We start from the raw sequence: 26696 nt of genomic DNA, 5'->3' as shown, positions 1-26696 counted from the left end.
GTGTATCAGGTCGTAATTGCCGGATTATAAAATGCTTGGTGCATATCGGAAAAATTAACTTATTGAATTGCCATTTCGATTTAACAATTAGCGCTTCGGCGCAATGGCGGCCACAACGGCTCGTTGCAAGCGACGTCAAAATGGCCTTGTCGAACAGGCGATCCAACAAAGGCGCGAGCGGCGCAGTGGTCGGCGCAGTCAATACAACATCGCCGGTGTCGATCAATTCATTTGGATTCCTGATCACACAGATCGTTCATATCCTGTTGTGATCAGGCTATTCTCAGTTGTCGAATGTGCCGTGATATTCGGGCGCGGCGTCGCGGCGTGTGTTCAATTCGAACATCACACCGCCCGGCGCGCGGCAGAAGAAGCGCGAACCACGGCCATTATTGAAAATGCCGGTTTCGATCTGCACGCCATCCGCCTTGAAACGCTCATACAACGCTTGAACCTCATCGAAACCCGGCAGTTCGAAGCCGACATGAAAGTTCTTCGGCCATGCCGGGACGTCGTCGCTGGCGTGATCGATCACGACGTCATAGCCGGGGCGCTTCAGAATGTACGATTTCTCCCACGTTCCCGCGATCGTAAAGCCCAGGTACTGTTCAAAGAACTTCGCGGTCGCGGCGGTATCGGCGGAAGGGAAGCTCAGATGGTTGAGCTTCATGCTTTGGGTAATGTCGTTCATCGTCGGTCTCTCGTAGATGGCGGTGGCCCTATGCCATGTCCGCCCAAGGACCTCAGAATAAAAGCAGAGGCTCACCTTCAACAACTCGCATTGCGCGCACCCGCCGAGACACGCGAAACCCGCCTGCGCGAAGGCCTTTCAGCCGATAGCCCGCCACGCGCGGCAAGCCGCTTGCTCACATTCGTGCATGTTTCGCCGTGCGTTCACGGCGTGCCCGTCTTCGACAGATAGCCGAATACGGCAGCCCGCACGCGATATTCGAGGTTCTCGATATCGGTCTCTCCGCGTTCGCCAGCCGCATCGACGATGCCCCTCACAATGGCGAACAGGTCGCCCGCCGCGACTTCGGGATGCGCGTGCCGGGGGATCGCGCGTTTGATGACCTCGGTGGCGATCTGTTCGAGTTCCGGCTTGGCCAGTTCATCGCGCAAGGCAGGCCGCCCCTCTGCGATATCGAGTAGCCGCGCAAGACGCGGACGCTGCAATTGCTGGCGCAAGGCGGCGCCGATCAGATGCTCCAGGCCGGCCTTGCCGCTGCGCTTCGTGAGCGCGACGGCGATGTCCTCGTGAAAGCGCGTCGTCTCACGCCGGATCAGCGCGACCGTCAGTGCGTCCTTGCCCGGAAAGTACTGATAGAGCGAGCCGATGCTGACGCCGGCGCGCGCGGCCACCGCATTCGTGTTGAATCCGTCGAAGCCGTCCGCTTCGAGAATCTGCGCGGCGGCCTCGATGATCGATGCGACCGTCTCTTCCGAGCGCGGCTGGCTCGGTGTTTTTCGGGGCCGCAAGCGCTTGTGCGGTGTCCGCTCGTTCATTCCTTGTTTTCCTTGTGGAGTCGCGTGCCCGTCGAAACGGTGCCACGAAACCTATTCTAAAGGCCACGGGATGCTGGAATGCAGATGCCAGCCACGCACCGGGAAACCAGGCAAAGCGGACAGATTCAGCGCCCGGATATGCCCGGCCATGAAAACGACGAACACGCGGATGCGCGCGGGCAGATGCTGTCGGCAGAGGTAGCAGATGTAGTGTCCCCGATCGAGCACCGCGCGCAACACCAGGTCAATGTCGTTGAAAGTCGATCGGGCCGTCGGCAGGAACTTGCGCATATGGCCGTCGACCCTTCAGTCGCGATCGCCATGAACGCGATGATTCCCGCGTAGCTCGTCGAAAAACAGGTGGACAGGACGTCGGCCGGGTTGGGCAAGCCAAACGAAAAGCATGCAGCGATGCATCCGGGTGATCCATCGACCGTTCCCACATTTTGCCGTGTTCGTGGAGAAAATCTGGCTAGCCGCTGGGCGAAAGGAGGCCGGCTTTCGGCGCGGCCGGCTTGTGCGTTTCGACTGAACAAAAAGCGCGCCGCCGATTGACGCGATTGTGGAAACACCGTGCGTCCCTGAACGACGCTACCGCGACATTTTTCCGTCACTTAACATAGGACCGGTTCAGTGTCGCTTCGTCTGAAAGGGAGAAGGCTTTGGGGCAACGGCCATCGATCACATCGAGGTTCGCCGCCTGGCCTGAGAACGAATCATGAAAACGAAACTGGAAGCGCCCCCGCTTTCCCTGCTCGACCGGTATCGTGGCCGGGAATTCGCGGCGCTCTATACGACCTCGGTCACCGTATCCGGCGGCGAGACGGGACATGGCCGCGCGTCCGGCGTGGCGCGCTCGGCCGACGGCAACCTCAATGTGCAGCTGCGCTTGCCTACCGAACTCGGCGGTCCCGGCGATGGCACCAATCCCGAGCAACTGTTCGCCGCGGGCTTTGCGGGCTGCTTTCACGGCGCGCTCAATCTGCTCGGCAAGCGCGCAAAGATGGAACTCAAAGACATCGCCGTCGACGTGCAGGTCGCCTTTGGTCGAGATCCGATGGATGGCGGCTACGCGCTCGTGATCGATGTGAGGGTGCGGATACCGGGCGTCGGCCGGGCGGTGGCGGAAGAACTGGTGCGCAACGCCGAGCGTTTGTGCCCCTATGCGAAGATGGCGAGGCAGGGGACGGTGAACATCGTGGCCGTCCTCGATTGAGCGCGACGGCGGGACGACTCCGCGCTCACGGGCACCCGCCCGGCGAGCCGCGATCCGGACGGGACATCGAAACAGCGACCTAGTAGGCGATGGTCGCCGCGCGGCGCAGCTCGTCGGGCGTCGCAGTCCCGAAGCCGAAGAACTCCAGATAGGCCGGAATCATCTCGAACAGCATGTCGGTGCCGACCTGCACTTCGCAGCCCTTCTCACGCGCGGCGCGCAGGAACGGCGTGTATTCGGACTTCATCACGACTTCGCCGACGAAGCATGTGGGCGAGATGCGCGCGACATCGAAAGGCAGCGGATCGCCCTCATTCATGCCGAGCGGCGTCGCGTTCACCACGACGTCGTAGCCGTCGGGATCTTTCGAGCCGGTGCGCACCGTCAACGCCGGGTAGTGCTCGCGCAACCGCTGCGCCAGCCCTTCGGCGGATTCGTTGCGCGCATCGTACAACGCGAGTTCGGCGACGCCCGCAGCCGCCAGCGACGCTGCGATCGCCGAGCCGACCCCGCCCGAGCCCGAGATCAGCACCCGTGCGCCCTTCAGTTGCCGCCCCTTGCCCAGCACGCCGCGCACGAAGCCGGCGCCGTCGAACTGATCGCCGAGCAGCGTGCCGTCGGGACGCTTGAGCACCGCGTTGCAGGCGCCCGCGATACGCACGGCGGGCGTGACCTCATCGACCAGCCCGACCGTCGTCACCTTGTGGGGCATCGTGATCAACGCCCCGCGCAGATTGGTGAAGCGGAAGATCGACGCGAAGCTCTGCTCGTAATCCTCCGCCTTGACGCCCATCGGTACGACGACGGCGTCGATACCTTTCTGCTCGAACCATGGGTTGTAGATCATCGGCGACTTGAAGCTCTCGGTCGGAAAACCGATGTGCGCGACGAGGGTGGTCTTTCCGGAAATCATGGTCAAAGTGCTCTCTCAGGCGTCAGGTTCTGCTCGGCGGGTGTCAGCGTGCTTCAGTGGGCGAATGACGCAGCCCGCGCGGCGTCGTACTCGGTTTTATCGACGGGATGCGCATCGGGCTTGCCGAGTTCGTCCATATGCACACGGTATGTCTCGCGGGCGCTGAACGCAGCCAGTGCGGCGATGATGGTGACCGCGAACGCGAGGCCGCCGACCGTCAACCAGATATTGCTGGACCCCGGAGGCGCCACAGCCGTGAACAGCGCGGGCAGCATGGCGGTGATCGCGGTGCCGATGTTCTGCGCAATCGCCATCGCCGAGACGCGGGTGGCCGTCGGGAACAGTTCGGGGTAGAAGCTCGGGAACACGGCGTTGTAGCCCTGATAGACCACGCCCCACATCAGGATCGACATCACGAAGGCGAGCGACACGCTGTGGATGCTGATGGCGTAAAGGTACGCGAACGCCAGCAAGCCCGACAGCAGCGAACCGATGATGATGGGCGGGCGGCGGCCGATCTTGTCCGACAGATTGCCGACGTACGGAATCACCAGCACGGCGACGATATTGCCGACGACGGGGATCCACAGGTACATGTCCTTCGCGAAGCCGATGCCGTAGGCCGGCTGCACCGCATACGCCGCGCCGAAGATGGTCGCCACGACGGGAATCACGTTCATCAGCGCCATGCAGATCACGCGCAACATGTTGGGCGTGTTGTACTTGAAGGCATCGACGATCGGCGAGCGGGCACGTGCGGCGCTGCCTTCTTCCTTGAACGCGGGCGTCTCGTCGACCTTGCGGCGAATGACCCAGCCCGCGATGATGACCACGAAGCTCATCAGGAACGGAATGCGCCAGCCCCAGGTATTGAACTGCTCGGCGGGCATGTAGTGCGCAAGCGGCAGGAACACGGCGGCTGCCAGAATCTGCCCGGCCTGCACGCCTTGCAGCGTGAAGCTGGAATAGAAGCCGCGCCGGCCGAACGGCGCGTGCTCCAGAATCATCGAGCTTGCGCCGGAGATTTCACCCGCCACCGCGAAGCCCTGCACCAGACGCAGCAGCACGAGAAACACAGGCGCCAGCACCCCGACCTGATCGTAGGTGGGCAACAGGCCAACGCCGATCGTCGAGAAGCCCATCAGGAACATGCATGCGAGCAGTACTTTCTTGCGGCCGTGCGTATCGCCGAGGTGGCCGAGCACGAAGGCGCCGATTGGCCGCGCCACGTAGCCCACGCCGTACGTCGCCAGCGACGCGACGATAGCGGTCGTCGCATTGCCCTTGGGAAAGAATATCTGCGGAAAGATCAGCGCCGAGGCGGTCGCATAGATAAAGAAATCGTAGTATTCAAGCGCCGATCCGATCCAGCCGCTGGCGGCGGCCTTCTTCGACTGATGCTTACCCTTGGGCTCGTGAGCCGGGACTGCGGTCATGGTTGTCTCCTAGCTTTGTAGGCTGACGACTATCTGAATGTCGACAGGATGGAGCGCAGCGTAGCGCCCCGAGGGCCTATCGCACAAGGGATTATCGCCACTTTTTGTTCGATCATCGCGCACGACTGCGCGATGATCGAACGCTCCGAGGGTTTCTCCGGGTTCTGGCGGCGTGTCGGACGGTGCTTCGGGCAGCCTGCTGCAGTGCGTCGAATGACGGTGCGCGGCCGGCAGGAATCCGGTGTTCACCATGTGGCGGATGAACTGAAGAAAACGCGGCGTCCGAACCCCGCCGCAGCCAGGCTGTATTATGGCGGCCTCGCGCCGCCGCCTTCATGCGGCGCTTCTGCCTTCATTCACAACGACCCAAAGGAACACCGCCATGACGGCCGCAACCCAATTCGATCAGGTTTCCGTTGTCAAACGCGCCAACGTCTACTTCGACGGCAAGTGCGTATCGCACACCGTGCTCTTTGCCGACGGCACCCGCAAGACGCTCGGCGTGATCCTGCCCGGCACGCTCAACTTCGGCACCGACGCACCCGAACTGATGGAAGTGCAGGCGGGCACCTGCCGCATCCGCCTGGAAGGCAGCGACGAGTGGAAAACGTACAGCGCAGGCGAGACGTTCTCGGTGCCCGGCAAGAGCCGCTTCGATATCGACGTGGTCGAAACGCTCGACTACGTTTGCAGCTATCTGTAACGACTCGTGCGTGTTGCCGCGACGACGCACAGGCGCGCGCGGCAACCTCCCCTCGCGTCATGGCTTCGCCCGTTTGGCGTTTTGCTTGCCGGTGCGTTTCGACGGTGAGTCGGGAACGATCCGCGCCAGCTTCTCCATCACTTCCTCATGCTCCGTGCGGAGCACTTCGACGAACGCCGACGCCAGCCGCTCGCGTGGCTGATTCGGCGGGAACAGCAGATACATCGGAAACATCACCGCTGGGGCGAATGGCCGGATGGCGATATCCGGCCCGGCGAAATCCAGCGCCACGCCCGGATGCGCAAGCGTCACGCCCATTCCGCAACGCACCAGCTCACAGCAGATCGCCGTGTATTGCGCCTCGATCGCGAGCTTGCGTTCGACGCCCGCGCGCACGAACACCTCGTCCATCTGCGCGCGCGTGCCGTCGCCGTGGCACAGCGAAATAAACGATTCGCCTTGCAGATCGGCGGGCTTGATGACGGCCTTCGAAGCCAGCCGGTGCGCAGCAGGCATCACGCAAACGGCGGCGACGGTCGACAGCATCTCGACTTCGCAATTCGACGCCTCGCTGATATACACCGCCACGCCCAGATCGCAGAACTGCGATGCCGTCCAGTGATTGACCGTGCCTGAGGTGTTCACGTGCAGCGACACGGTCACGCCCGGATGCAAGTCCTGAAAGCGCTTGATCGCATGCGGCACGAGCGTCAGCCCCGCTGACGGCATCGCCGCGATACGCAGACGTCCGCTGCCCAGGTTGCGAATCTGCGCAGCGGCGTTGGTGAGTCCCTGCAGGCCGACATACGCGCGCTCCACTTCACGAAAGAATGCCGTGCCCTCGCTGGTCGGAATCAGCCGCACGCCGCTGCGCTGAAACAGCAGCAAGCCCGTCTCCCGTTCGAGCTGCGAGATCAGCCGGCTCACGTTCGGCTGCGAGGTGAAGAGCGCCTTCGCTGCCGCCGTCATCGACCCCGCCACCATCACCGCGCGAAACGCCTCGATATGCTTCAGGTTCATCGTCCTCAACCCATATCAACCATGTATGGATAGCTATTTTATTCGTATTGGACGATATGACCATTGCGGACCAGACTGTGATCCATTGACACGCCGCCAGAGCGTCCCTTCCCACATTGAATGGAGATCGTCGTCATGCAAGAAACGCTGCGCCGCCGTTGCCGTCTTACGATCCGTGTTCTCTCCGCCGCCCTCTCTACCGCCTGTCTGAGCGCGCCCTTTCAAGCGCACGCCGAGACGACCTTGTATGTCGCGAACGTCGGCGGCTCCAACGAGCAGCTCTATCGTCAGAAGATCATTCCGCCGTTCGAGAAGGCGCATGACGTGAAGATCGTCTATGTAGCGGGGAATTCGAGCGACACGCTCGCGAAGCTCCAGGCGCAGAAAGGGCATCAGCAGATCAATGTCGCGGTGATGGACGACGGCCCGATGTATCAGGCGATGCAGCTCGGCCTGTGTGCAAAGGTCGACGAGGCGCCCGTGATGAAGGATCTCTATCCGCTCGCCCGGCTCGGCCCCACGGCCGTCGGCGTCGGCATGGTGGCGACGGGCATCGGCTACAACGAACAGGCGTTCAGGAAGCTCGGCCTGCCCGCGCCCGACTCGTGGCAGGTGCTGACCGACAAGCGCCTGAAGGGCAAGCTCGGCGTGCCGCCCATCACCAACACGTATGGCCTGCATACGCTAGTGATGCTGGCACGCCTGAATGGCGGCGGCGAGAAGAACATCGACCCCGGCTTCACCGCGATGACGCAGCAGGTCGCGCCCGACGTGCTGTCGTGGGCGCCGACGCCCGGCGAGATGGACGGTCTGATGCAGGCGGGCGACGTCATCATCGCGCCGTACGGCAGCGGCCGCGCGGTCGCGCTGCAGAACACCGGCTTTCCGCTCAAGTTCGTCTATCCGAAGGAAGGCGGCGTCGCGTTGCAGGTCGCGGCGTGCCCGGTGGCGGAGAACGCGCAGCCCAAGCTTTCGCAGGAGTTCATCCAGTACCTGCTCAGCCCCGAGGTTCAAGCGATGCAGGCGCAAGGCATCGGCCTCGGCCCGGTCAACAAGACCGTCAAGCTGACGCCCGAGGTGGCCGCGCGCGTGCCGTACGGACCGGATCAGGTCAGCAAACTGACCGCGATGGACTGGGCCACGATCAACCAGCACCGCACCGAATGGACGGAGCGCTGGAACCGCTCGGTCGAGCGATAAGCACCGCCGCCGCATCGCAGCCGCAACGCCCGCCTCCGCACAGGACCGCCGCTCATGACCTTCCTCACCCTGCAAGGCCTCTCGAAGCGCTACGGCGACTTCACCGCCGTCGAGCACCTCGATCTGTCCGTCGAACGCGGCGAGTTTCTGTCGCTGCTCGGCCCGTCCGGCTGCGGCAAGACCACCACGCTGCAGATGATCGCCGGCTTCGTCACGCCGAGCGCGGGCCGCATCACACTGGGCGGCCGCGACATCACTCAAGAGCGCCCCGAAAAGCGCGGCATGGGTGTCGTGTTCCAGAGCTACGCGCTGTTTCCGCACATGACGGTGGCGGGCAACGTCGGTTTCGGCCTGGAGATGCGCAACATGAAGCGCGAAGAACGCGCGGTGCGCGTTGCCGAAGCGCTCGATCTCGTGCGCCTGAAAGGACTCGACGCGCGTTATCCGAAGGAACTGTCGGGCGGCCAGCGCCAGCGCGTCGCCATCGCGCGAGCGCTGGCGATGCGTCCCGAACTGCTGTTGCTCGACGAACCGATGTCGAATCTCGACGCCAAGCTGCGCGAGGAAATGCACATCGAACTGCGCGCGATCCAGAAGCGCCTCGGCATCACGACGATCCTCGTCACCCACGATCAGGTCGAAGCAATGACGATGAGCGATCGCATCGCCGTGCTTCACAAAGGGCGCATCGCGCAACTGAGCACGCCGTTCGATGCCTATGAGCGCCCCGCCACGCCGTTCGCGTCGACCTTTCTCGGCCGCACGAATACGCTGCCCGGTGAAGTGCTGGGACGCAATCCGCGCTGCGCGGTCGTCGACGTCGCGGGCACGACGCTGCACGTGCCGCACGAAGGCCGCGAGGTGGAAGGCGCGGTGCACGTGTATATCCGCCCCGAGAAAGTGCGTCTGGCGAATGGCGATGCGCGTATGCATGGACGCATCGCGAACCGCGTGTTCATCGGCAATCAATGGCTGCTCGAAGTCGACACCGAACTCGGCACGCTGCGTGTCGCGCAGCCGAATTACGGCGCGCCGCCGCCCGAGGAAGGCCACGAAGTCGGACTTGCTTTCACCGACGACGATCTGCGCGTGCTGACCCGGGAGAGCGCCCATGGCAACGCTTGACGATTCGCGCGCGGGCGCCGCGCCCTGGCTGCTGTCCGCGCCTGCCCTGCTGCTGTTCGGCGCACTGCTGCTCGTGCCGCTCGTGCTGACGCTGCTGCTGTCGTTCCGCGTCTTCAGCGACGTGGCGGGCGTGCAGACCGCGTACACGCTCAAGAACTACGCCGAGGTGGTGAGCGACCCGTACTACGCGGAAATTTTCCTGCGCACGGCGGGCCTCGCGCTCGCGGTGACGCTGCTGAGCGTGCTGCTCGGGGTGCCCGAAACGATCGTGCTCGCGCGCATGAAGCGGCCGTGGCAGTCGCTGTGCCTGCTGATCGTGCTCGGGCCGCTGCTGATCTCCGTCGTGGTGCGCACGCTCGGCTGGCAGATTCTGCTCGGCAACAACGGGGTGCTGAACAACGCGTTGCAGGCTCTGCACGTCACGTCCGAGCCGATCCGCCTCGTCTTCACGATGACGGGCGTGATCATCGCGCTCACGCATGTGCTGGTGCCGTTCATGGTGATGTCCGTGTGGGCGACGCTGCAAAAGCTCGATCCGCAGGTCGAGTGGGCGGGACTGTCGCTCGGCGGCTCGCCGCTGCGCGTGTTTCGCCGCGTGGTGCTGCCGCAGATCATGCCCGGCGTGCTGTCCGGATCGATCATCGTGTTCGCGCTGTCGGCGTCGGCATTCGCGACGCCTGCGCTGATCGGCGGGCGCCGTCTGAAAGTCGTCGCGACGGCTGCCTACGACGAATTCCTCGGCACGCTGAACTGGCCGCTCGGCGCAAGCATCGCGGTGCTCCTGCTGGTTGCGAACGTCGCGATCGTGATGGGTTGCAGCCGTCTCGCCGAACGCCGTTTCAAGCACGTTTTCGAGTGACACCATGAAACAGAACGGATTCTGGGGCCTGTTGTTCAACGCGTTGTTCCTCTCTTTCATCCTCGCGCCGCTGGTTGTCGTGATGCTGGTCGCGTTCACCGATAAAGGCTTCATTTCGATGCCGTTCGACGGCGCGTCGCTGCGCTGGTTTCGCGCGATTCTGGAAAACGGCGACATCGTGTCGGCGTTCTGGCTGTCCGTGCGGCTCGCGTTTGCGGCAGCGACCATCGGCGTCGCGCTCGCGGTGCCCGCCGCGCTGGCGATTGCGCGCTACCGCTTCACCGGCCGCGCCGCGCTGATGAGTTTCTTCCTCTCGCCGATGATGATTCCCGCCGTCGTGCTCGGCATCGCGTTCCTGCGCTTCCTGTCGCTGCTGCATCTGAGCGGCTCGTTCTGGGCGCTCGTCGCGACGCACGTGATCGTCGTGCTGCCGTATGCGCTGCGGCTCGCGCTGTCTTCCGCCGTCGGCCTCGACCGCGACGCCGAGCGCGCCGCGCTGTCGTGTGGTGCGAGCCGCTTCACCGCGTTTCGCCGCGTCGTGCTGCCGATGATCCGCACGGGTGTCGCGGGCGGCTGGGTGCTGTCGTTCATCCAGAGCTTCGACGAACTGACGATGACCATTTTCGTCGCGACGCCCGGCACCACGACGCTGCCCGTCGCCATGTACAACCAGATCGCGCAGACCATCGATCCCCTCGTCGCGTCGGTCTCGGCGGTGCTGATCGTCGGCACGGTTCTGCTGATGGTGCTGCTCGACCGCATGGTCGGACTGGACCGCATATTGATTGGAGAAGCACGATGACCCGCAACTCATCCGCCCATCCCGACGTGCTCGTGCTGGGCGGCGGGCTGGTCGGTTCCGCCGTCGCCTGGGGCCTTGCGCGCGAAGGCGCGCAAGTCACCGTGCTCGACCAGGACGACGGCGCGTTTCGCGCGTCGCGCGGCAATTTCGGGCTGGTCTGGATTCAGGGCAAGGGCTACGGCCTGTCGCCGTACGCGCGCTGGTCGCGCAGTTCCGCCACGCGCTGGCCCGCGCTCGCCGCCGCGCTGCTAGACGAAACGGGGATCGACGTCGCGCTGCGCCAGCCCGGCGGCTTTCACTTCTGTTTCTCCGACGACGACCTCGCCGACCGCGCCCAGCGGCTCGGCACGCTGCAACGCGAACTCGGCGACTACCCGTATCAGTTGCTCGATGCGCGCGAAGTGCGCGAACGCGTGCCGCAGATCGGCCCCGACGTGATCGGCGCGAGCTATACGCCGATGGACGGGCACGTCAATCCGCTCAAGCTGCTGCGTGCGCTGCACACAGGCATGCAGCGGCGCGGCGTGAAGCTCGTCAACAACGAGGAAGCACTGCGCATCGCGCCCGACAGCGGCGGCTTCGCGGTGCAAGGCAAGCGCGGCACGTATCGCGCGGCGCGCGTGGTGCTCGCGGCGGGCCTGGGCAATCGCGCGCTCGCGCCGCATGTCGGGCTGCATGCGCCCGTTGCGCCGAATCGCGGACAGGTGCTGATCAGCGAGCGCGTCGCGCCGTTCCTGCACTACCCGACGCTCAACGTCCGGCAAACGGACGAAGGCACCGTGCAATTCGGCGATTCGATGGAAGAAGTCGGCCTGAACGATTTCACCACCACGCACGTGCTGTCCGACATCGCGCGGCGCGGCGTGCGCGCCTTTCCGTTGCTGAAGAACGTCCGGCTGGTGCGCACGTGGGCCGCGCTGCGGGTCTACAGTCCGGACGGCTTTCCGATCTACGACCAGTCTGCGTCGCATCCGGGCGCCTTCGTCGTCACCTGCCACAGCGGCGTGACGCTCGCCGCCGCGCATGCGTTGCGCGTTGCGCCGTGGATCGCCGGCGGTGCGATGCCCGACGAGCTGCCCGCGTTTTCGGGCACGCGCTTCACTGAATCCCCTGCTCTCATTCCCGCTCACTGATTCCGACATGACTTCCACACCGCTATTCAAGGCCCTGCCCGGCGCCGATGCGCCCGTCGATATCTGGTTCAACGATCAGCCGTTGCGCGTGCCGGGCGGCCGCTCGGTGGCCGCGGCGCTGCTGGCTTCCGGCATTGCGCGCTTCCGCGCGACGCCCGTGTCCGGCGCGCCGCGCGCGCCGTATTGCATGATGGGCGCGTGCTTCGAGTGTCTGGTCGAGATCGATGGCGTGCCGAGCCGGCAAAGCTGCATGGTGACCGTGCGCGACGGGATGCACATCCGTTCGCAGGAAGGCGCGCGCGATCTGCCGCCCGTCGCTGTTTCGCTGGAGGACGCTCATGGCCGCTGAACACGCAGCAGAGTTCGTATCCGAAGCCGTCGACGTGGTCGTGGTGGGCGCCGGTCCCGCCGGCATGAGCGCGGCAACGCGCGCGGCGCGCGCCGGTCTGTCCGTCGTGCTGCTGGACGAGCAGGATGCCGTCGGCGGACAGATCTATCGCGCGATTGGCCGCGCCGACGCGCGCCGCAAGGAGATTCTCGGCCCGGACTACGCAGCGGGCGCCGCGATTGCCGACGCGTTCGCACGCTCCGGCGCGCGCCATGTCGCGCATGCGTCCGTGTGGCAGGTCACGCGCGAGCGGGCCGTGCATTACCTGAAGGACGGCAAGGTCGGCAGCTTCGACGCACAGCGGGTGATTCTCGCCACGGGCGCGCTCGAGCGGCCGTTTCCGATTCCCGGCTGGACGCTGCCCGGCGTGCTGACGGCGGGCGCCGCGCAGATCCTGCTGAAAAGCGCGGGCGAAGTGCCCGCCGAGCCGCCCGTTCTGGCGGGCTGCGGCCCGCTGCTCTATCTGCTCGGCTGGCAGTACGTGAGAGCGGGTGTGCCGATCCGCGCGCTGGTCGATACCACGCGTCACGAGGACCGCTGGCGCGCGAAGAAGCATCTGCTGTCCGCGTTGCGCGCGTGGCCGTTTCTCGGCAAGGGCCTGCAACTGATCCGCACGCTGCGCGACGCGGGCGTGCCGATCTTCGAGGCCGCCGACGATCTGCGCATCGAATCCAGACGCGACGCCGACGGCGTCGAGCGCGCCGCCGCGCTGAGCTTCACGACCCAGGGCCGCGCGCACAAGGTGGAAGCCAGCGTGATCCTGCTGCATCAGGGCGTCGTGCCGAACACGCAATTCACGCTCTCGCTGCGCGCGCAACACCACTGGGACACGGCTCAGCTGTGCTTCGCGCCGACCACGGATGCATGGGGCGAGCTCGACGTGCCGGGCATCTTTATCGCGGGCGACGGCGGCGGTATCGGCGGCGCGCTGGCTGCCGCCGAACAGGGCGCGTTGAGCGCGCTCCAGGCACTGTGCCAGCTCGGCGCGATCGACGCGGCCACGCGCGACACGGAAGCCGCGCCGCATCGCCGCACGCTGGCGAGCGTGATGCGCATCCGTCCGTTTCTGGACAGCCTGTACCGTCCGCGCGACGCGAACCGCATTCCGCACGACGAGGTGATCATCTGCCGCTGCGAAGAAGTGACGGCGGGCGACGTGCGCGGCTTCGTCGAACTCGGCTGCGTCGGCCCAAACCAGGCGAAATCGTTCGGACGTTGCGGCATGGGTCCGTGCCAGGGGCGCATGTGCGGCCTCACCGTCACCGAGATCATCGCGCACGCGCGCAACGTGCCGCCGGGCGAAGTGGGCTACTACCGCATCCGTCCGCCCATCAAGCCGCTCACGCTCGGAGAACTCGCCGGTGAATGACCCCGCCATGTCCCCTTGCGCCGTCACGCGTGAAGCCGATGTGCTCGTGATCGGCGGCGGCCTGCACGGATCGAGCACCGCGTTTCATCTGGCCGCGCGCGGCGCGACGGTGATCGTGCTCGAAGCCGACTATGTGGCGCGGCATTCGTCGGGTGTGAACGCGGGCGGCGTGCGCACGCTCGGACGGCCTGTGCCGGAAATTCCGCTGGCGCTGATGTCGCGCGAGATCTGGCACGCGTTGCGCGAGACGATCGGCGACGACGGCGGCTTCGTGCCTTCCGGCCAGTTGAAGATCGCCGAGACGGAGGCCGAACTCGACGATTGCCGCGAACGCGTCGCGCTGCTCGAAGCGCATGGCTTCACGCACGAGAAACTGATCGACCGCGCGACGCTGCTCGAACTCGAGCCCGCGCTCGCGCCGCACGTGACGGGCGGCATCTGGGTCGAGCGCGACGGCTACGCGTTGCCGTTCAGGACCACGACCGCCTTCCGGCTCGCGGCGCAGCGACACGGCGCGCAGTTCTTCGAAGGCACGGCTGCGACCCGCATCGAACAGCGCGGCACACGCTGGCTTGCGCACACGCCGCGCGGCGCGTTCAGCGCGGAAAAGCTCGTCATCACAGCGGGCGCATGGGCGGGCCAACTGGCCGCGCAGGTCGGCGAACACGTGCCCGTTCATCCCGAAGGACTGATGCTGATGGTCACGCATCGCGTCGCGCCCTTCTGCCGGGCGACGCTCGGCGCCACGGGCCGCCCGCTGTCGTTCAAGCAGTTCGACAACGGCACGGTGGTGATCGGCGGCAAGCTGATCGGCATCGCCGACCTCGACGGCCGCCACGGCGAGGTCGACTTCGCGCGCCTCGTGCGCAGCGCGAATACCGTCGTCGATCTGTTTCCGCATTTGCGGCATCTCGGCGTCAATCGCGCCTGGGCGGGCGTCGAAGCCTTTACCGACGACTCGCTGCCCGTGATCTCGGCGAGCCGCCGCGCGTCGAATCTCGTTTATTCGTTCGGCTATTGCGGCAGCGGCTTTCAGCTCGGGCCGGGATGCGGGCGGCTCGTTTCGGAGCTGGTGCTCGACGGCAAGGCGTCGTTGCCGCTCGATGCATTCGCGATCGACCGTTTCGCGCGGACCTCCGCCTCCGAACGGGCGGCGAGCGCCGTCGCTCATTGATTCCATTGCATGACGCGCGCCCTGTCCGGTGCGCTTTCGACTCTTCAACCAGGAGCAAACCAGCGTATGTCCGATATCATAAGAATCGAAACGAATCAGCGCATGAGCCGTGTCGTCAAGGCGGCGGGGCTTGTGTTCATCGGCGGCCAGACGTCGAACGATCACGCGCCCGATGTCAAAGTCCAGACGGCCAGTGTGCTGGCGAAGATCGACGGTTTTCTGGAGAAAGCGGGCGTCGACAAAACGCGTCTCGTGTCGGCTCAGGTGTGGCTCGCGAATATCGAGCGCGATTTCGCGGGCATGAACAGCGTCTGGGACGCGTGGGTCGCGCCCGGCTGCGCGCCGACCCGCGCGACGGTCGAAGCGAAGCTGGCCGCGCCGGAACTGCTGGTCGAGATTGCCGTCGTCGCGCTGGCGTAACGGCGGCGCGTCGCAGCGCGCGCCGTCTGCCTAAGCGTTCGCTACGCGATACGTGCCCCGGCCCGCCTGCTTCGCGCTATACAGCGCCTGGTCCGCGCGCCGGATCAAACCGTCGACCGAATCGTCATTCGCCGCCAGCGCAATACCGACGCTGGTGCCGATGCTGACGGCCTCGCCCGTCGACAGATGGTATGGCAGCGCGATGTCGCGAATCACGCGCTGAGCCAGCGCGACAACGGAAGGTAGCGTGGTGTGGTCGGCGATGATCGCGAATTCGTCGCCGCCCAGCCGCGCGACCAGTTCACCGGGACGCAGCACGCGCGATAGCCGCGAGGCGACCGTCTCGAGCACCTCGTCGCCCGCGCAATGGCCGAGCCGGTCGTTGACCTGCTTGAAGCCGTCGAGGTCCAGATACATCATCGCGATCGCCCCGCCCTTCATCCGTGCGCGGTCCAGCAGGATCTGCTCCAGCCGGTCGCGCAACTCGCGGCGGTTCGGCAGGCCCGTGAGCGCATCGTGCCGCGCGAGGTGCAGGATCTTCGCCTCCGTCTGCCGCCGCTCGGTCACGTCCTCGATGATGATGACGGCGCTGCCGTCCGGCACCGGGTTGCGGGTCAATTCCAGCTGACGGCCGTCCTCCAGTTCGAGGCCCATCGGGCTGCGCTCGTCGCCGAGCCACGCGCTGAACCGTTCGACGAGCCGCTTGCGCAGCGTCCCGCCGAACTGCGCGATGCCGACGTGGCCGATGAACTCCGGCAGCGGCACGTTGAGCTTGAGCATCTCGACGGTCGCGCCGAACAGTTCCGCCGTCCGGCGGTTGGCGATCACGACCTTGCCCGCGCCGTCGACGGTGCACAGCCCGTGCGGCATGTACGCCAACGCGGCGTCGAAGCGCGCGGCCAGTTCGGCGTGGCGCTGTTCGGCCGTCATCAGCGCGACGAGGCCGTTGTAATGGCGTCGCACCACCGAGACCATTGCCGCGTTGTACGCAACGAGCGGCGGCACCAGAATCCATGCGCCGCTTTGCGGCGCGATCAGCGCGCCAATGCCGATGGGTACCGTGCCGAGAAAAATCTGCGCGATCGCGAGCCGCGGCAGCGCCGCGTTGCGCGACGCGATGCCGCCAAGGATGCCTGCCGCGACCATGATCGCGAGCGTGGCCAGTTCCTTGTCCGGCGACAGAAAGCACGCGGCCGTGCCGAGGCCGAGCAGCAGGCAGGCAATCAGGCTGACGGGCGCGTAGCGGGCGGCCCACGGGCCCGGATGCACCTCGCCGACGCGGCTGCGTGTCACGTAGAGGCGCACGATCCCGAGGCGGGCGGCCAGCACGGCGATATCGGCGATCAGCCAGAGCGCCGTCCATGTCTGATGCAGCCGGAAACACGCGACCGCGGCCACGAAGATGCTGGAGATGCCGGACAGAAACAACGGCCATGCGTTGTCGAACAGCGCGGACAGCAGCGCTGCCCGCACCGACGGGCTGACAACGGCCTTCTCTGGCGTGGGCGTCGCCAGTAGCGAATCGAACATGGAAGTCTTCTCGGACATGGCTCGACCGTGGTCAGGACGCTGTGTTCCGGCCCATCGCGGGGCAAGCTTTGCTCGCTGACTTAACGGCCTGAAAACACGCGGCTTGAGTGAGGTAAACGCTACGCAAGCGCCAGGTGACGCATGATGCCGTAATTTTGGCCGCTCGTGCTGATTGCGTGTATATATTACTCACGCAAAATTCCGTGGAGCGCGCATCCGTGATGCAGTCGTGGGGACGGGTATTCGACGATGCAGACCTGATCGAGCCGGCCGGCACGAAAAAGCGTGAGCGGCAATTCGCAGCCGGTCACGCCTGAAGGAGGGTTAAAACGATTGCCGACCTCGAGCCAGGTCGATGATATTCGCGACGTTGCCGCGTGCGCAGTCAACGATGTGCTTGCCCGTCACGGACAGGCAAGGCAAAACCTTTTGCCTGCTCGCGATCCTGCAGGTTCACGGCGGCAATCACCGTATTGCGCGGAATCAGGATTTTCACGCCATCCACTTCCGCTTCGCACATGCCTTCGCTTGCGTCGAAGGTGTCGCACGCCAGCTGGCTCCAGTCGTCCTCTCTCGGATGTTCGCTGAATACGTCGTGCGAAACGTTGCGCCAATAAGCGCCGTGCAGAATGACAAGCCATGCCATCACGACCTCGATCGAAAATTTCCGCTAGCGAGCGCCGCGCGTTCACGCGGTGGATGCGCCCGACGGATTGCGCAGCAACCAGACGCCAGGCGTGTTCCTCAGCATCCAGTTACCACAGACGGTACAACGGTATTCGTCACAGCGTTCGACGTAAGACCCCGGCGACACTTTGACGTCCGCACCCATCGCGCTCAAATCGCCATGCGGCGGCGCTGACGACGGCTTTCCTGCCAACGCCTTGCATGCGTCGCACGGTTTCATCTGCGTGCCTCTAACAATGCCACGCGCTCAACTCTTGCGCGACGTCTTCGCGACGAACGGTGTCGGCGCGTGCTGCACCTTGTCGCTTCCGCATTTAGGACATTTCAGCTGCGCCGTTGCATGTTCTGCGACGTGCTCCGCGTGCTCGAACTTTTCCCCACAACTCTCGCAACGATACTGATAGGTCGGCATGCTCATTCTCCGATGCGGAAGAATTGGATGCGGATGCAAAACCGCATCGCCGCGAAAACGCATACGGCAGTAACCCATTCTAGTGCGGCATGCATCGATTGAAGGGTTTTTCGTATTGCCGGATGCGTGCTGGCCATGCGCGCAGCATCGAACATTATTTTTTCTGCACCCACGTTCGGATATCGATACCCGTTCGAATAAATGGGCACTTAAAATTTCGTGCATGGCCCATGCACGATTTCATTCAATTATCCGATCGATCGACGCCAGAGAACCTATCGCATGCACAACAAACGAATACGGCTGCACACCCTGTTCTTCGGCGCATTCATCGCGATGAGCGCCTGCGTCTCCCATGCGCAATACACGACCGACTGGCTCGCGAATACCTATGGCACGCTCGCGGCGCACGTCGGCAATGCCGCGCGTTCGATGTGGGTTGCGCCCGAAGGTATCGTCTATACGGCGTCGATGTGGGACGAGAACGAAGGCGGCGTCGCGCTTTATCAGAACGGACAAAGCATCGGATCGATGGGTATCCATAGCGAGTTCCAGGGCGGCGCCATTACCGGCAATGCGACGTCGATTTTCGCGGCGATGCAGGCGGGCACGCAATACGGCAGCGGCGGCGTCGGCCGCTACAACCGCGCGACAGGCACACGCGATCTCGTCATTAACGTCAGCACATGGAACGCGGTGACCCGCGCCGATGCGATCACAGGACTCGCAACGGCGGGCTCGTTGCTCTATGCGAGCGATTTCTTCGGCAATCGCGTGCGCGTCTTCACGACGGATGGCGCATGGCAGCAGGACTTCAGCGTCGCGGGGCCCGGGGCGCTCGCGCTGGATAGCGCGGGCAATCTCTGGGTGGCGCGCAAGAGCGCGGGCGTCGTCGTCGAATACGGTCCCACGGGCGCCTTGCTCAACACGATCCAGATGCCCGCGACCTCGCGCCCTTCCGCGTTGTACTTCGATGCATCGACGGGTCTGCTGATGGTCGGCGACGAAGGCCCCGATATGAACATCAAGCTCTACAGCACGACCGGCGCGCCGCAACTGGCCGGCACCTTCGGCGTCCAGGGCGGCTATCTCGACACCACGACGGGCGTCAAAGGCCAGGTCGGCGACAAGCGCTTTACGCGTATCGAAGGCATCGGCAAGGACTCGGCCGGCAATCTGTACGTGCTCAACAATCCGTGGGGCGGCGGCTGGGATCTCGGCCGCAATGGCGGCACGGATATTCACGCGTATAACAGCGCAGGCAGCCTGCTATGGAAGCTGCAGTCACTCAACTTCGAAGCCGTCGCAGCGCCGGACCCCATGACGGATGGCGCATTGTTCTATAGCGGCACGAACATCTATTCGGGCACGGCGGGCGGCACCTTCGTCGCGAATACCGTCGATCCCTTCTCGTATCCCAACGACCCGCGCCTCAACGTCAACGACACGCAGCGCGACGAGCACTTCGGCCAGCTCGTCAGCGTCGGCGGCAATCGGATTCTCGTCGCGTCAGGGCAGAACCCGGCCATCTTCTACTTTTTCCATTTCGAACCGTCGAAGGGTTATATCGCCGTGCCGGACGCTTCGTTGCCGGGTGCCGCGTTCAATACGACGCGCGCCGTGACGGGCGGCTTCAGCATCGACAGCCGGGGCGATGTGTGGGCCGGGCTCGATCGGACGAATCATATCTATCACTATCCGCTGACGGGCTTCGATGGATACGGCAAGCCGGCCTGGGGACCCGGCATCGCATTGCCGATTCCCGCGAGCATCCGCCCGTTGACGCGCATCATCTATCTCGCCGAGAGCGACACGATGATTCTTGCGCAAGGCATCGCGGGGAGCTGGGACTGGACCGCGATGAATACGCGGATCGAGGTGTATCACGGCTGGAGCGCGGGCAACATGACGCGGCCCGACCCGGTGATCAATCTCCCCAGCGCCAATGCGAAGTCGATGACGGCGGCGGGCAACTATCTGTTCGTCGGATATGTGCACACCGTGCCGAACATCGACGCCTTCAATCTCACCACGGGCCGCCTCGACACCACGCTGACCAATTCGAACCCGGGCAACGTGGACGTCGGCAACGATGTCGACTCGATGTACGGCCTCAGGGCTTACCTCAGATCGACGGGCGAATACGTGGTCACGAAAGACAACTACAACGGATCGAGCATCATTGTTTATCGCTGGATGCCGTAACGTCGCGGCGCAACGTCTTTGCGCAGGGGCGGCGCCGCTGCGGCTCAGGCCGCGGGCGCGCCCGGCACGTCCGGCGTGTACTTTCGCAGCCGCTGCGAAATGAGGTGCGAAGGCTTTTCGACGATCCGGTAGAACGCATAGCTGATCGCAAAGGCCAACGCCACTTCGACGAACCATGCATAGCGCGAGGTTTCGTCGAATGCCGTCATTTCGAGTAGCGCCAGTGCGGTCTTATGGCAAAGATAAAGGCTGTACGACCACGCGCCGCAGGCAGCCAACACTATCCACACACGCGATCTGGACGGCGTCGCGGTTTCCGTTGCGATCCAGATTGCCGCGAGGACCTGAAATACCGGCAGCGTGATATCCGGTGTGATCAAGGGTAGCGCGGCCGGTTTGAGACTCGACTCCGACAGCAGAATCATCACGGCGGCGCCTGCCGCAACGACCACCATTCTCAGCACGACGAGATGGTTGGCAAGCAGCCGCGCGCTCGCATCCAGGCCGCGCCGCATCGCCATTGTCAGTGGCGAATACGCGCCACGAATCTGAAACTGTGCGGCGTTGCGCTGCGTCTCCGCGATCAGGCAGCCTGAAATCCAGCCGGCTGCGTACAGCAAGGCCGTGCCCGGAACGCGATAGGTTTCATACACGCAACCATGACAGACGGGATGCCCGAACAGCCGCACACACGCAACCATCGCAGCCGCCATCAACGCACAGCCGGCGATCATTTCGCCGATATAGTGAAAGCGCGGCCGCAACAGTGGATAGACCGCGTAATACACCATCTCGCAGTAAAGCGACCACAACACCGACTCCAGATAATTCTGTCCCGTCGGCAATGGCTGAACGACGCATAGCAGCACCACGAGCGGCAATCCGATACGGATGAACCGCGACGCGTAATAGTTGACTGGCTTGAGCGCGACGTCCTTGTGATATGCCGCGTGAATGCAATAGCCGGAGATCACGAAGAACACGATGACAGCGGCAGGCCCGGCGAATAATGCCGTCGATCCGGACCACAGCGCGCCGCCCAGAAACGATAGCCGATGCGGCAAGAGTTCGCGAAAAAGGGGTGGCTTGAAGTGGTACATCAGTACCCAGAACGCCGCGAGGAAACGAATGGCGTCGATTTTTAAGGACTTTCCGGAATTGGCCGACGCCGGCAGGTTCAAGGTAATCGCCATTTTTTTCGCCCCTTTTATTACGGCTGCGTCGATCTTATCGTCGCAGCCAATAACAAAAATGGAAAATAATTGGCGAAATTATTTAGCGCCGTTTGAGCCTGACATGCTCAAACGGCTCTTGCAGCAATTACATCGGCGGCGCGACGCCATCCTTCTCGACCACGACGCGTTGTGCGACGTAGCTGCCCTGCGAAGCCGGCGTCGCGACCACGAACACCTTCTTGCCCGGCGTCAGATCGCCGTGCGTGGCAGGCGTGAACGTCACGACGGGCACGTTGGGCGGCACGGTCACGACGTTGCTGCCGCCCTTGTACGACAGCTTCAGGTCACGCCCGCTCGTGCTTTGAACCACGGTGTCGACGTTGGCGTTGGTCATCGAACTGTTCGGTCCGAGGTCCCAGTCGTAATGCCCTTCGCCGGTGCCGCGCGCGGACTCGGGGAATACCACGACTTCCGTTGCCGTCAGCTTGCCGTCGGTGCCCGTGGTCGCTGCCGTGCCGATGAAGGTGCCCGGCTTGATATCGGACAGTTGAATTGCCTTGACGGCAGAAACGTTCAAGGCCGGCTTCACTTCGATCGACACCGTGTCGCCGCTGCGGCGATGGACCTTGAGCGTGTCGCCGTCGAGCGACACGATTTCGCCGCGGATGCGCGCGGGCTTGGTGGCGGGCGCCTGCGCGAACGCAGCCGTCGCAAGCGTGGCTGTCAGAACTGTGGCGCCGAGTTTGATGCGGAAAGACATGAAAACTCCCAACGGTTTGGTTTAAGTGTAACGAGAGAGAACAAGGTCAATGCGTCACGAACCGCCGAACCAGTTGTAGCCCTGGTTCTCCCAGTAGCCGCCCGGATACTGGTTCGTGATTTCGATGGCGACGATATGCTTCGGATTCTTGTAGCCGAGTTTGGTGGGCATGCGCAGCTTCATCGGAAAGCCGTACTTGGGCGGCAGCACGTCGCCGTCGTAAGTGAGCGTGAGCAGCGTCTGCGCGTGCAACGCGGTCGGCATGTCGATGCTGGTCCAATAGTTGTCCGCGCAACGTAGCGACACATACTTCGCGCTCGTATCCGCGCCCGCGCGACGCAGGAAATCGGAAAAGCGCACGCCGCCCCAATGCCCGATCGCGCTCCATCCTTCGATACAGATATGCCGCGTGATCTGGCTTTCCTGCGGCAGCGCGCGCAGTTCGTCGAGGGTCCACACGCGCTTGCCATGCGCGAGTCCGCTGATCTGCAAGCGATAACTCGCGGCGTCGACTTCGGGCACTTCGTCGATGTCGTAGAACGCGTTGAACGGAAACGGCCGCGTGATCATCGACTCAGGATAGGTCGGCGCGAGTGTGTTCGGGTCGAACAGCAACGCCTGCACGTCGTCGTTGAAAAACGAAATGCGGCGCAGCGCCGTGTTCACTGCCTTGTCGTTCGTCAGGTCGCATCCTGACAACAGCGCGATGCCGCCCAGCGTCAGCAGCCGCTGCCCGAACAGTCGTCGCGCAGGTGATTTGAGTTCGCGCTGCGCATCGCGGATGATCGACTCGCCGTGCGTAGCGAGAAAAGAGCCCGGCTGCGGAGTGCGTTTTCGGATCGTCATGATTCAGCGCCCCCGGATCATCAGCAGCAGCGAGCGCGGCACGAGCGCGACCATCACGACATGCACGACGAAGAATGCGACCAGCACGCTCATACAGACAAAGTGCACGATGCGTGCATTGTCATAACCGCCCAGCAGCGTGCGCAGCAGCGGAAACTGCACGGATTTCCACACCGCGAGTCCCGACAGCACGATCAGCACGATGTCGGCGATTACCACGAGATAGGCGAGCTTTTGTATCGCGTTGTATTGCGCGAGGTCGTCGTGCTTCAGACGTCCGCGCAAGACCGCGATCAGATCGGCGGCGAGTTGTTTTGGCTTGAGCGGCAACAGCTTGCGTCGAAAGCGACCCGACGCAAGATTCGCCGCCAGATACACGATGAAGTTTGCGACCAGCAGCCACATCACCGCGAAGTGCCATTGCAGCGCGCCGCCAAGCCAGCCGCCTAGCGTGATCGAAGGAGAAAACTGGATGACGGGAAAGATCGGCGACGCATCGTAAATCTGCCAGCCGCTCATGACCATCAGCACGACGGCCAAAGCATTGATCCAGTGCGTAATCCGCACCCACCCCGGTTGAACCGTGTTGTGACTCAAGACCACTCCAGGTTTGATGTTGTTGTTTCGCGCGCCCTGCGATCCACAACGGGCAATGCGCACACGCGCGCGGCAGGCACCGCGACATATGGGCTAACGCAGTCGATCGATGCTTATTCCGTCGCGTCGTCAGATTTTTTTCTTGCGATTGGCTTGCAATGGCACCGCGGACGGCATGTCTGCTGGACGGTACACGGTGCTTGCATCGCTTTAATGTTATGTTATAACATCGCCGACATTGCCTTTCGTCACGACGAGAGGACGGAGAGTCACAACAAGATCATCGCGTAAGCGATTCGAAAACAAGCCTGCCACATAGTCCATTCATAGGATTCCTATGGATCGGATGCGCTCGCGCCGTGAAAACGAATCGAACAAGATTTCAACGACAGTCAATCAAAACAAAATGCGCAAACACACTCACGTGATGGCCGCCACGCTGCTTCTGTTCAGTGCCGCTTCGCGGGCATCGGCGGCGACGGACCCTTCCGCGTCAGCAGGGAATATCGCCGATCCAACCGAGATGACCGACGTGAAGGTAAGCGCCAAACGTCTCGATGACGTTCGCAACGGCTTGTTGCCCGAAACGGGCAGCAGCGTCTATCGTTTCACACAGGACGACATCGACGCCCTGCCCGCCGGCCAGAATACGCCGCTCAATCAGGTGCTTTTGCAGGCACCCGGCGTCGCTGCGGATTCATACGGCCAGTTGCATGTACGCGGCGATCACGCGAACCTGCAATACCGGATCAACGGCATCATCATTCCGGAGCCGATCAGCGGATTCGGTCAATCGCTCGACACGCGCATCATCGATCAGGTCAATCTGCTGACGGGCGCACTGCCCGCGCAATACGGCTACCGGACAGCGGGCATCGTCGATATCCGCACCAAAACAGGCGACACGGGCAACGGCGGCTCGATCGACGTGTTCGGCGGCAGCCATCAGACCATCAAGACCAGCGCCGACGTCTATGGCAGCAAGGGCCCGTTCAGCTACTATCTGAGCGGCTCGCTGGGCATGAACAATCTGGGCATCGAAAACCCGACCGCGAGCGCCAACGCCATTCACGATCACACGCGGCAAGGCGACGCGTTTGGTTATCTGTCGTACATCATCAATCCGCTGACGCGCGTGAGTCTGCTGTTCGGCACGACCAGCAACCAGTTCGAAATTCCGAATACGCCCGGCCTGCCGACCAGCTTCACGCTCAACGGCAACAACACGTTCGATTCATCGCAACTGAACGAAACCCAATCCGAGCTGAACAACTTCGCAGCCATCGCGTTGCAAGGCACGAATGGCGGCGCATTCGATTATCAGGTCGCGTTTTTCACGCGCTACACGCGCACGCAGTTCAACCCTGACCCCGTCGGCGATCTGCTGTTCAACGGCGTCGCGGCGCAAGACTTTCACAGCAACTCTGCCAATGGCGCGCAAGTCGATACCACCTGGCGTCTGAACGACAAACACACGGTGCGCGCGGGCCTGTTCTTCCAGCAGGAGCACGCGGTATTCAACAACAGCGTGAACGTCTTCGCCGTCGATGAAAACGGTAACCAGCTCTCGGATCAACCGTTCAACATTCAGGACAACAGCAGCAAAACGGGCTACCTGTACAGCTTGTACGCACAAGACGAATGGAAGGTCACCGACCGCCTCACAGTGAACTACGGTCTGCGCTACGACCGGATGGACGAGTACACGAGCGCGAGTCAGTTGAGCCCGCGCATCGGCGCGGTCTACACGCTCACGCCGACGACGACCGTGCACGCCGGCTACGCGCGCTATTTCACGCCGCCCGCATTCGAGCTGGTCTCCGGCTCGACGATCTCGAAGTTCAACGGCACGACGAACCAGAGTCCGTCCAGCCAGAACGATCCCGTGCAGCCCGAACGCAGCCATTACTTCGATATCGGCGTGACGCAAAAGCTTGGTTCAGCGCTGACGCTCGGCCTCGATGCGTACTACAAGAAGTCGACCAATCTGCTCGACGAAGGACAATTCGGCTCGGCCCTGATCTTCACGCCGTTCAACTATCAATACGGAAAAACATACGGCGTCGAATTCACGGCGAACTTCAGGCGCGACAACGTCTCCGCTTATCTGAACCTGGCGTATAGCCGGGCGCAGGGCAAGCAGATCAGTTCGGCGCAGTTCAACTTCGATCCCGACGAACTGGCCTTCATCAACAGCCATTGGGTGTTTCTCGATCACGATCAGCGCGTGACGGCTTCGTTCGGCGGGACCTACGATCTCGGCAGAACCACCTTCACGTTCGACGGGCTGGTCGGCAGCGGACTGCGCAGCGGCTTTGCCAATACGGACCGTCTGCCCGTCTATGCTCAGGTCAACCTCGGGGTGATCCAGCATTTCAACCAGCCGCTGATCGGCAAGTTCGACGCGCGTCTGGTCGTCGTCAACGCCTTCAACCGCGTCTACGAACTGCGCGACGGCTCGGGCATCGGGGTCGGCGCACCGCAGTACGCGCCGCATTTCGCGGTGTATGCGGGCGCGACGAAATACTTCTGATACTTCAGGCGGGAGAAAGCGCTTAAGCGCCCGCTTCCTCTTCGGCAAGAATCTGCTGGATGACCTGCTCGAACGCTTCGACGGGTTGTCCGCCCGTCACCAGATACTTCTGGTTGAACACGATCGACGGCACGGACTGAATGCCCATGGCCTGAAACTGCTGCTCTTCGGCGCGCACTTCGTCGGCATAGTCGTTGCCGTTCAGCACGTCGCGTGCTTTCGCCGCATCGAGGCCGACAGATTGCGCGGCCTCGACCAGCACATCGCGATTACTCGGGTCCTTGCCGTCGCCGTGATACGCCTGCAACAGCGCGCGCTTCAACGGCAACTGCTTGCCTTCGATACCTGCCCAATACAGCAGCCGGTGGGCGTCGAACGTGTTGTACACATAGTTGCGCGCGCCGAACGCAAAGCCGACGCTCGCGCCGCGCTCGCGGATCATTGCCTGCGTCTCTTCGATCTGCGCCGGCGTGCGGCCATATTTCTTGCCGAGATAATCGACGATCGCCTCGCCTTCCGGCCCCATCTGCGGATTCAGTTCGAACGGATGCATGACGATCTCGGCATCCACCGCTTCGCCGAGACGCGACAGCGCAAGCTGGAGCGACGAAAGCCCGATCGCACACCACGGGCAGGCGATATCGGAGACAAAATCGATTCTGAGTTGTTGCGTCATGTGTTGCGGAC

Annotated in this window: 27 protein-coding genes and 1 pseudogene; 13 read left to right on the top strand and 15 right to left on the bottom strand. The window is 63.5% G+C overall.

The window, feature by feature from the left end:
• From KFO72_RS13845 to KFO72_RS13830, 4 genes and pseudogenes are all read right to left on the bottom strand, one after another.
• On the bottom strand, positions 1 to 226 hold a 226-nt coding region (locus tag KFO72_RS13845), incomplete at its 3' end, for a hypothetical protein (RefSeq protein ID WP_225032370.1).
• A 57-nt stretch (positions 227 to 283) separates the two neighbouring features.
• Complete coding sequence (locus KFO72_RS13840) at positions 284 to 691, bottom strand: VOC family protein (protein WP_225032369.1); 408 nt, start codon at positions 689 to 691, stop codon at positions 284 to 286.
• A gap of 203 nt (positions 692 to 894) precedes the next feature.
• Positions 895 to 1506 (bottom strand): TetR/AcrR family transcriptional regulator, encoded by a 612-nt coding sequence (locus tag KFO72_RS13835; RefSeq protein ID WP_225032368.1) that lies wholly within the window; start codon positions 1504 to 1506, stop codon positions 895 to 897.
• 51 nt (positions 1507 to 1557) lie between these two features.
• Positions 1558 to 1812 (bottom strand): annotated as a pseudogene (locus tag KFO72_RS13830) (hypothetical protein); the annotation flags it as partial.
• A gap of 412 nt (positions 1813 to 2224) precedes the next feature.
• On the opposite strand from KFO72_RS13830, the gene KFO72_RS13825 reads away from it, so the two are divergent.
• Entirely contained in the window at positions 2225 to 2722 is a 498-nt protein-coding gene (locus tag KFO72_RS13825; protein WP_263627433.1) for an Ohr family peroxiredoxin, read from the top strand.
• Positions 2723 to 2801: 79 nt separating this feature from the next.
• On the opposite strand, the gene KFO72_RS13820 is transcribed toward KFO72_RS13825, so the two are convergent.
• Both KFO72_RS13820 and KFO72_RS13815 read right to left on the bottom strand, forming a co-directional pair.
• On the bottom strand, positions 2802 to 3635 hold the full coding sequence (locus KFO72_RS13820; RefSeq protein ID WP_054932062.1) for a shikimate dehydrogenase family protein: 834 nt from the start codon (positions 3633 to 3635) through the stop codon (positions 2802 to 2804).
• 53 nt (positions 3636 to 3688) lie between these two features.
• A complete protein-coding gene (locus KFO72_RS13815) occupies positions 3689 to 5071 on the bottom strand; it encodes an MFS transporter (RefSeq protein ID WP_054932061.1) in 1383 nt (460 codons plus the stop codon).
• Positions 5072 to 5453: 382 nt separating this feature from the next.
• Between KFO72_RS13815 and KFO72_RS13810 the strand changes: the two genes are divergently transcribed.
• Complete coding sequence (locus KFO72_RS13810; RefSeq protein ID WP_007730846.1) at positions 5454 to 5774, top strand: pyrimidine/purine nucleoside phosphorylase; 321 nt, start codon at positions 5454 to 5456, stop codon at positions 5772 to 5774.
• Positions 5775 to 5831: 57 nt separating this feature from the next.
• Here KFO72_RS13810 and KFO72_RS13805 read toward each other — a convergent pair whose 3' ends face one another.
• Positions 5832 to 6794, bottom strand: a complete 963-nt coding sequence (locus KFO72_RS13805; RefSeq protein ID WP_224099268.1) for a LysR substrate-binding domain-containing protein — start codon at positions 6792 to 6794, stop codon at positions 5832 to 5834.
• A 135-nt stretch (positions 6795 to 6929) separates the two neighbouring features.
• Here KFO72_RS13805 and KFO72_RS13800 point away from each other — a divergent pair, with 135 nt between their 5' ends.
• The 9 genes from KFO72_RS13800 (at position 6930) to KFO72_RS13760 (ending at position 15264) form a co-directional block, all read left to right on the top strand.
• Complete coding sequence (locus tag KFO72_RS13800; RefSeq protein ID WP_107202593.1) at positions 6930 to 7994, top strand: ABC transporter substrate-binding protein; 1065 nt, start codon at positions 6930 to 6932, stop codon at positions 7992 to 7994.
• Between the two features lie 54 nt (positions 7995 to 8048).
• Positions 8049 to 9119, top strand: coding sequence for an ABC transporter ATP-binding protein (locus tag KFO72_RS13795; protein ID WP_054932059.1), 1071 nt, complete (start codon positions 8049 to 8051; stop codon positions 9117 to 9119).
• A complete protein-coding gene (locus tag KFO72_RS13790) occupies positions 9106 to 9978 on the top strand; it encodes an ABC transporter permease (protein ID WP_225032367.1) in 873 nt (290 codons plus the stop codon). Before KFO72_RS13795 ends, KFO72_RS13790 begins: the two co-directional genes overlap by 14 nt.
• A 4-nt stretch (positions 9979 to 9982) precedes the next feature.
• Positions 9983 to 10780: an ABC transporter permease gene (locus KFO72_RS13785; RefSeq protein WP_054932057.1), complete on the top strand. Its 798-nt coding sequence runs from the start codon at positions 9983 to 9985 to the stop codon at positions 10778 to 10780.
• On the top strand, positions 10777 to 11913 hold the full coding sequence (locus KFO72_RS13780; protein WP_060607823.1) for an NAD(P)/FAD-dependent oxidoreductase: 1137 nt from the start codon (positions 10777 to 10779) through the stop codon (positions 11911 to 11913). Before KFO72_RS13785 ends, KFO72_RS13780 begins: the two co-directional genes overlap by 4 nt.
• Before the next feature lie 7 nt (positions 11914 to 11920).
• The gene (locus KFO72_RS13775) at positions 11921 to 12262 is read left to right on the top strand and encodes a (2Fe-2S)-binding protein (protein WP_224099266.1); all 342 of its coding nucleotides are present in this window, start codon (positions 11921 to 11923) and stop codon (positions 12260 to 12262) included.
• Positions 12252 to 13670, top strand: coding sequence for an NAD(P)/FAD-dependent oxidoreductase (locus tag KFO72_RS13770; RefSeq protein ID WP_224099265.1), 1419 nt, complete (start codon positions 12252 to 12254; stop codon positions 13668 to 13670). The genes KFO72_RS13775 and KFO72_RS13770 overlap by 11 nt, the downstream gene beginning before the upstream one ends.
• Positions 13671 to 13677: 7 nt before the next feature.
• Entirely contained in the window at positions 13678 to 14844 is a 1167-nt protein-coding gene (locus tag KFO72_RS13765) for an NAD(P)/FAD-dependent oxidoreductase (RefSeq protein ID WP_225032366.1), read from the top strand.
• A 66-nt stretch (positions 14845 to 14910) separates the two neighbouring features.
• The gene (locus tag KFO72_RS13760; protein ID WP_054932053.1) at positions 14911 to 15264 is read left to right on the top strand and encodes a RidA family protein; all 354 of its coding nucleotides are present in this window, start codon (positions 14911 to 14913) and stop codon (positions 15262 to 15264) included.
• Between the two features lie 30 nt (positions 15265 to 15294).
• Here the strand turns inward: KFO72_RS13760 and KFO72_RS13755 are convergent, their stop codons facing one another.
• The 3 genes from KFO72_RS13755 to KFO72_RS13745 form a co-directional block, all read right to left on the bottom strand.
• The gene (locus KFO72_RS13755) at positions 15295 to 16812 is read right to left on the bottom strand and encodes a diguanylate cyclase domain-containing protein (protein WP_176054084.1); all 1518 of its coding nucleotides are present in this window, start codon (positions 16810 to 16812) and stop codon (positions 15295 to 15297) included.
• Positions 16813 to 17179: 367 nt separating this feature from the next.
• Positions 17180 to 17440, bottom strand: coding sequence for a hypothetical protein (locus KFO72_RS13750; protein WP_225032365.1), 261 nt, complete (start codon positions 17438 to 17440; stop codon positions 17180 to 17182).
• A gap of 288 nt (positions 17441 to 17728) precedes the next feature.
• Entirely contained in the window at positions 17729 to 17893 is a 165-nt protein-coding gene (locus KFO72_RS13745; protein WP_007585164.1) for an FmdB family zinc ribbon protein, read from the bottom strand.
• Between the two features lie 282 nt (positions 17894 to 18175).
• Between KFO72_RS13745 and KFO72_RS13740 the strand changes: the two genes are divergently transcribed.
• Positions 18176 to 20098: an SMP-30/gluconolactonase/LRE family protein gene (locus KFO72_RS13740; RefSeq protein ID WP_225032364.1), complete on the top strand. Its 1923-nt coding sequence runs from the start codon at positions 18176 to 18178 to the stop codon at positions 20096 to 20098.
• A 44-nt stretch (positions 20099 to 20142) separates the two neighbouring features.
• On the opposite strand, the gene KFO72_RS13735 is transcribed toward KFO72_RS13740, so the two are convergent.
• The 4 genes from KFO72_RS13735 to KFO72_RS13720 form a co-directional block, all read right to left on the bottom strand.
• The gene (locus KFO72_RS13735) at positions 20143 to 21291 is read right to left on the bottom strand and encodes an acyltransferase family protein (protein ID WP_054932049.1); all 1149 of its coding nucleotides are present in this window, start codon (positions 21289 to 21291) and stop codon (positions 20143 to 20145) included.
• Between the two features lie 127 nt (positions 21292 to 21418).
• Positions 21419 to 22033, bottom strand: coding sequence for a hypothetical protein (locus KFO72_RS13730; protein ID WP_060607809.1), 615 nt, complete (start codon positions 22031 to 22033; stop codon positions 21419 to 21421).
• A gap of 54 nt (positions 22034 to 22087) precedes the next feature.
• Positions 22088 to 22879, bottom strand: a complete 792-nt coding sequence (locus tag KFO72_RS13725) for a molybdopterin-dependent oxidoreductase (protein ID WP_035995074.1) — start codon at positions 22877 to 22879, stop codon at positions 22088 to 22090.
• Positions 22880 to 22882: 3 nt separating this feature from the next.
• The gene (locus KFO72_RS13720; protein ID WP_054932046.1) at positions 22883 to 23476 is read right to left on the bottom strand and encodes a cytochrome b/b6 domain-containing protein; all 594 of its coding nucleotides are present in this window, start codon (positions 23474 to 23476) and stop codon (positions 22883 to 22885) included.
• A gap of 337 nt (positions 23477 to 23813) precedes the next feature.
• On the opposite strand from KFO72_RS13720, the gene KFO72_RS13715 reads away from it, so the two are divergent.
• A complete protein-coding gene (locus KFO72_RS13715) occupies positions 23814 to 26009 on the top strand; it encodes a TonB-dependent receptor (protein WP_054932045.1) in 2196 nt (731 codons plus the stop codon).
• A gap of 22 nt (positions 26010 to 26031) precedes the next feature.
• On the opposite strand, the gene KFO72_RS13710 is transcribed toward KFO72_RS13715, so the two are convergent.
• The gene (locus KFO72_RS13710) at positions 26032 to 26685 is read right to left on the bottom strand and encodes a DsbA family oxidoreductase (protein ID WP_107202563.1); all 654 of its coding nucleotides are present in this window, start codon (positions 26683 to 26685) and stop codon (positions 26032 to 26034) included.
• Between the last annotated feature and the right edge of the window lie 11 nt (positions 26686 to 26696).

It is taken from the genome of Paraburkholderia sp. XV, from assembly GCF_020177535.1.
Taxonomy (GTDB): Bacteria; Pseudomonadota; Gammaproteobacteria; order Burkholderiales; family Burkholderiaceae; genus Paraburkholderia; species Paraburkholderia caribensis.
Note: the sequence above shows the minus strand (reverse complement) of the source record. Positions and strands in the feature narration are given on the sequence as shown.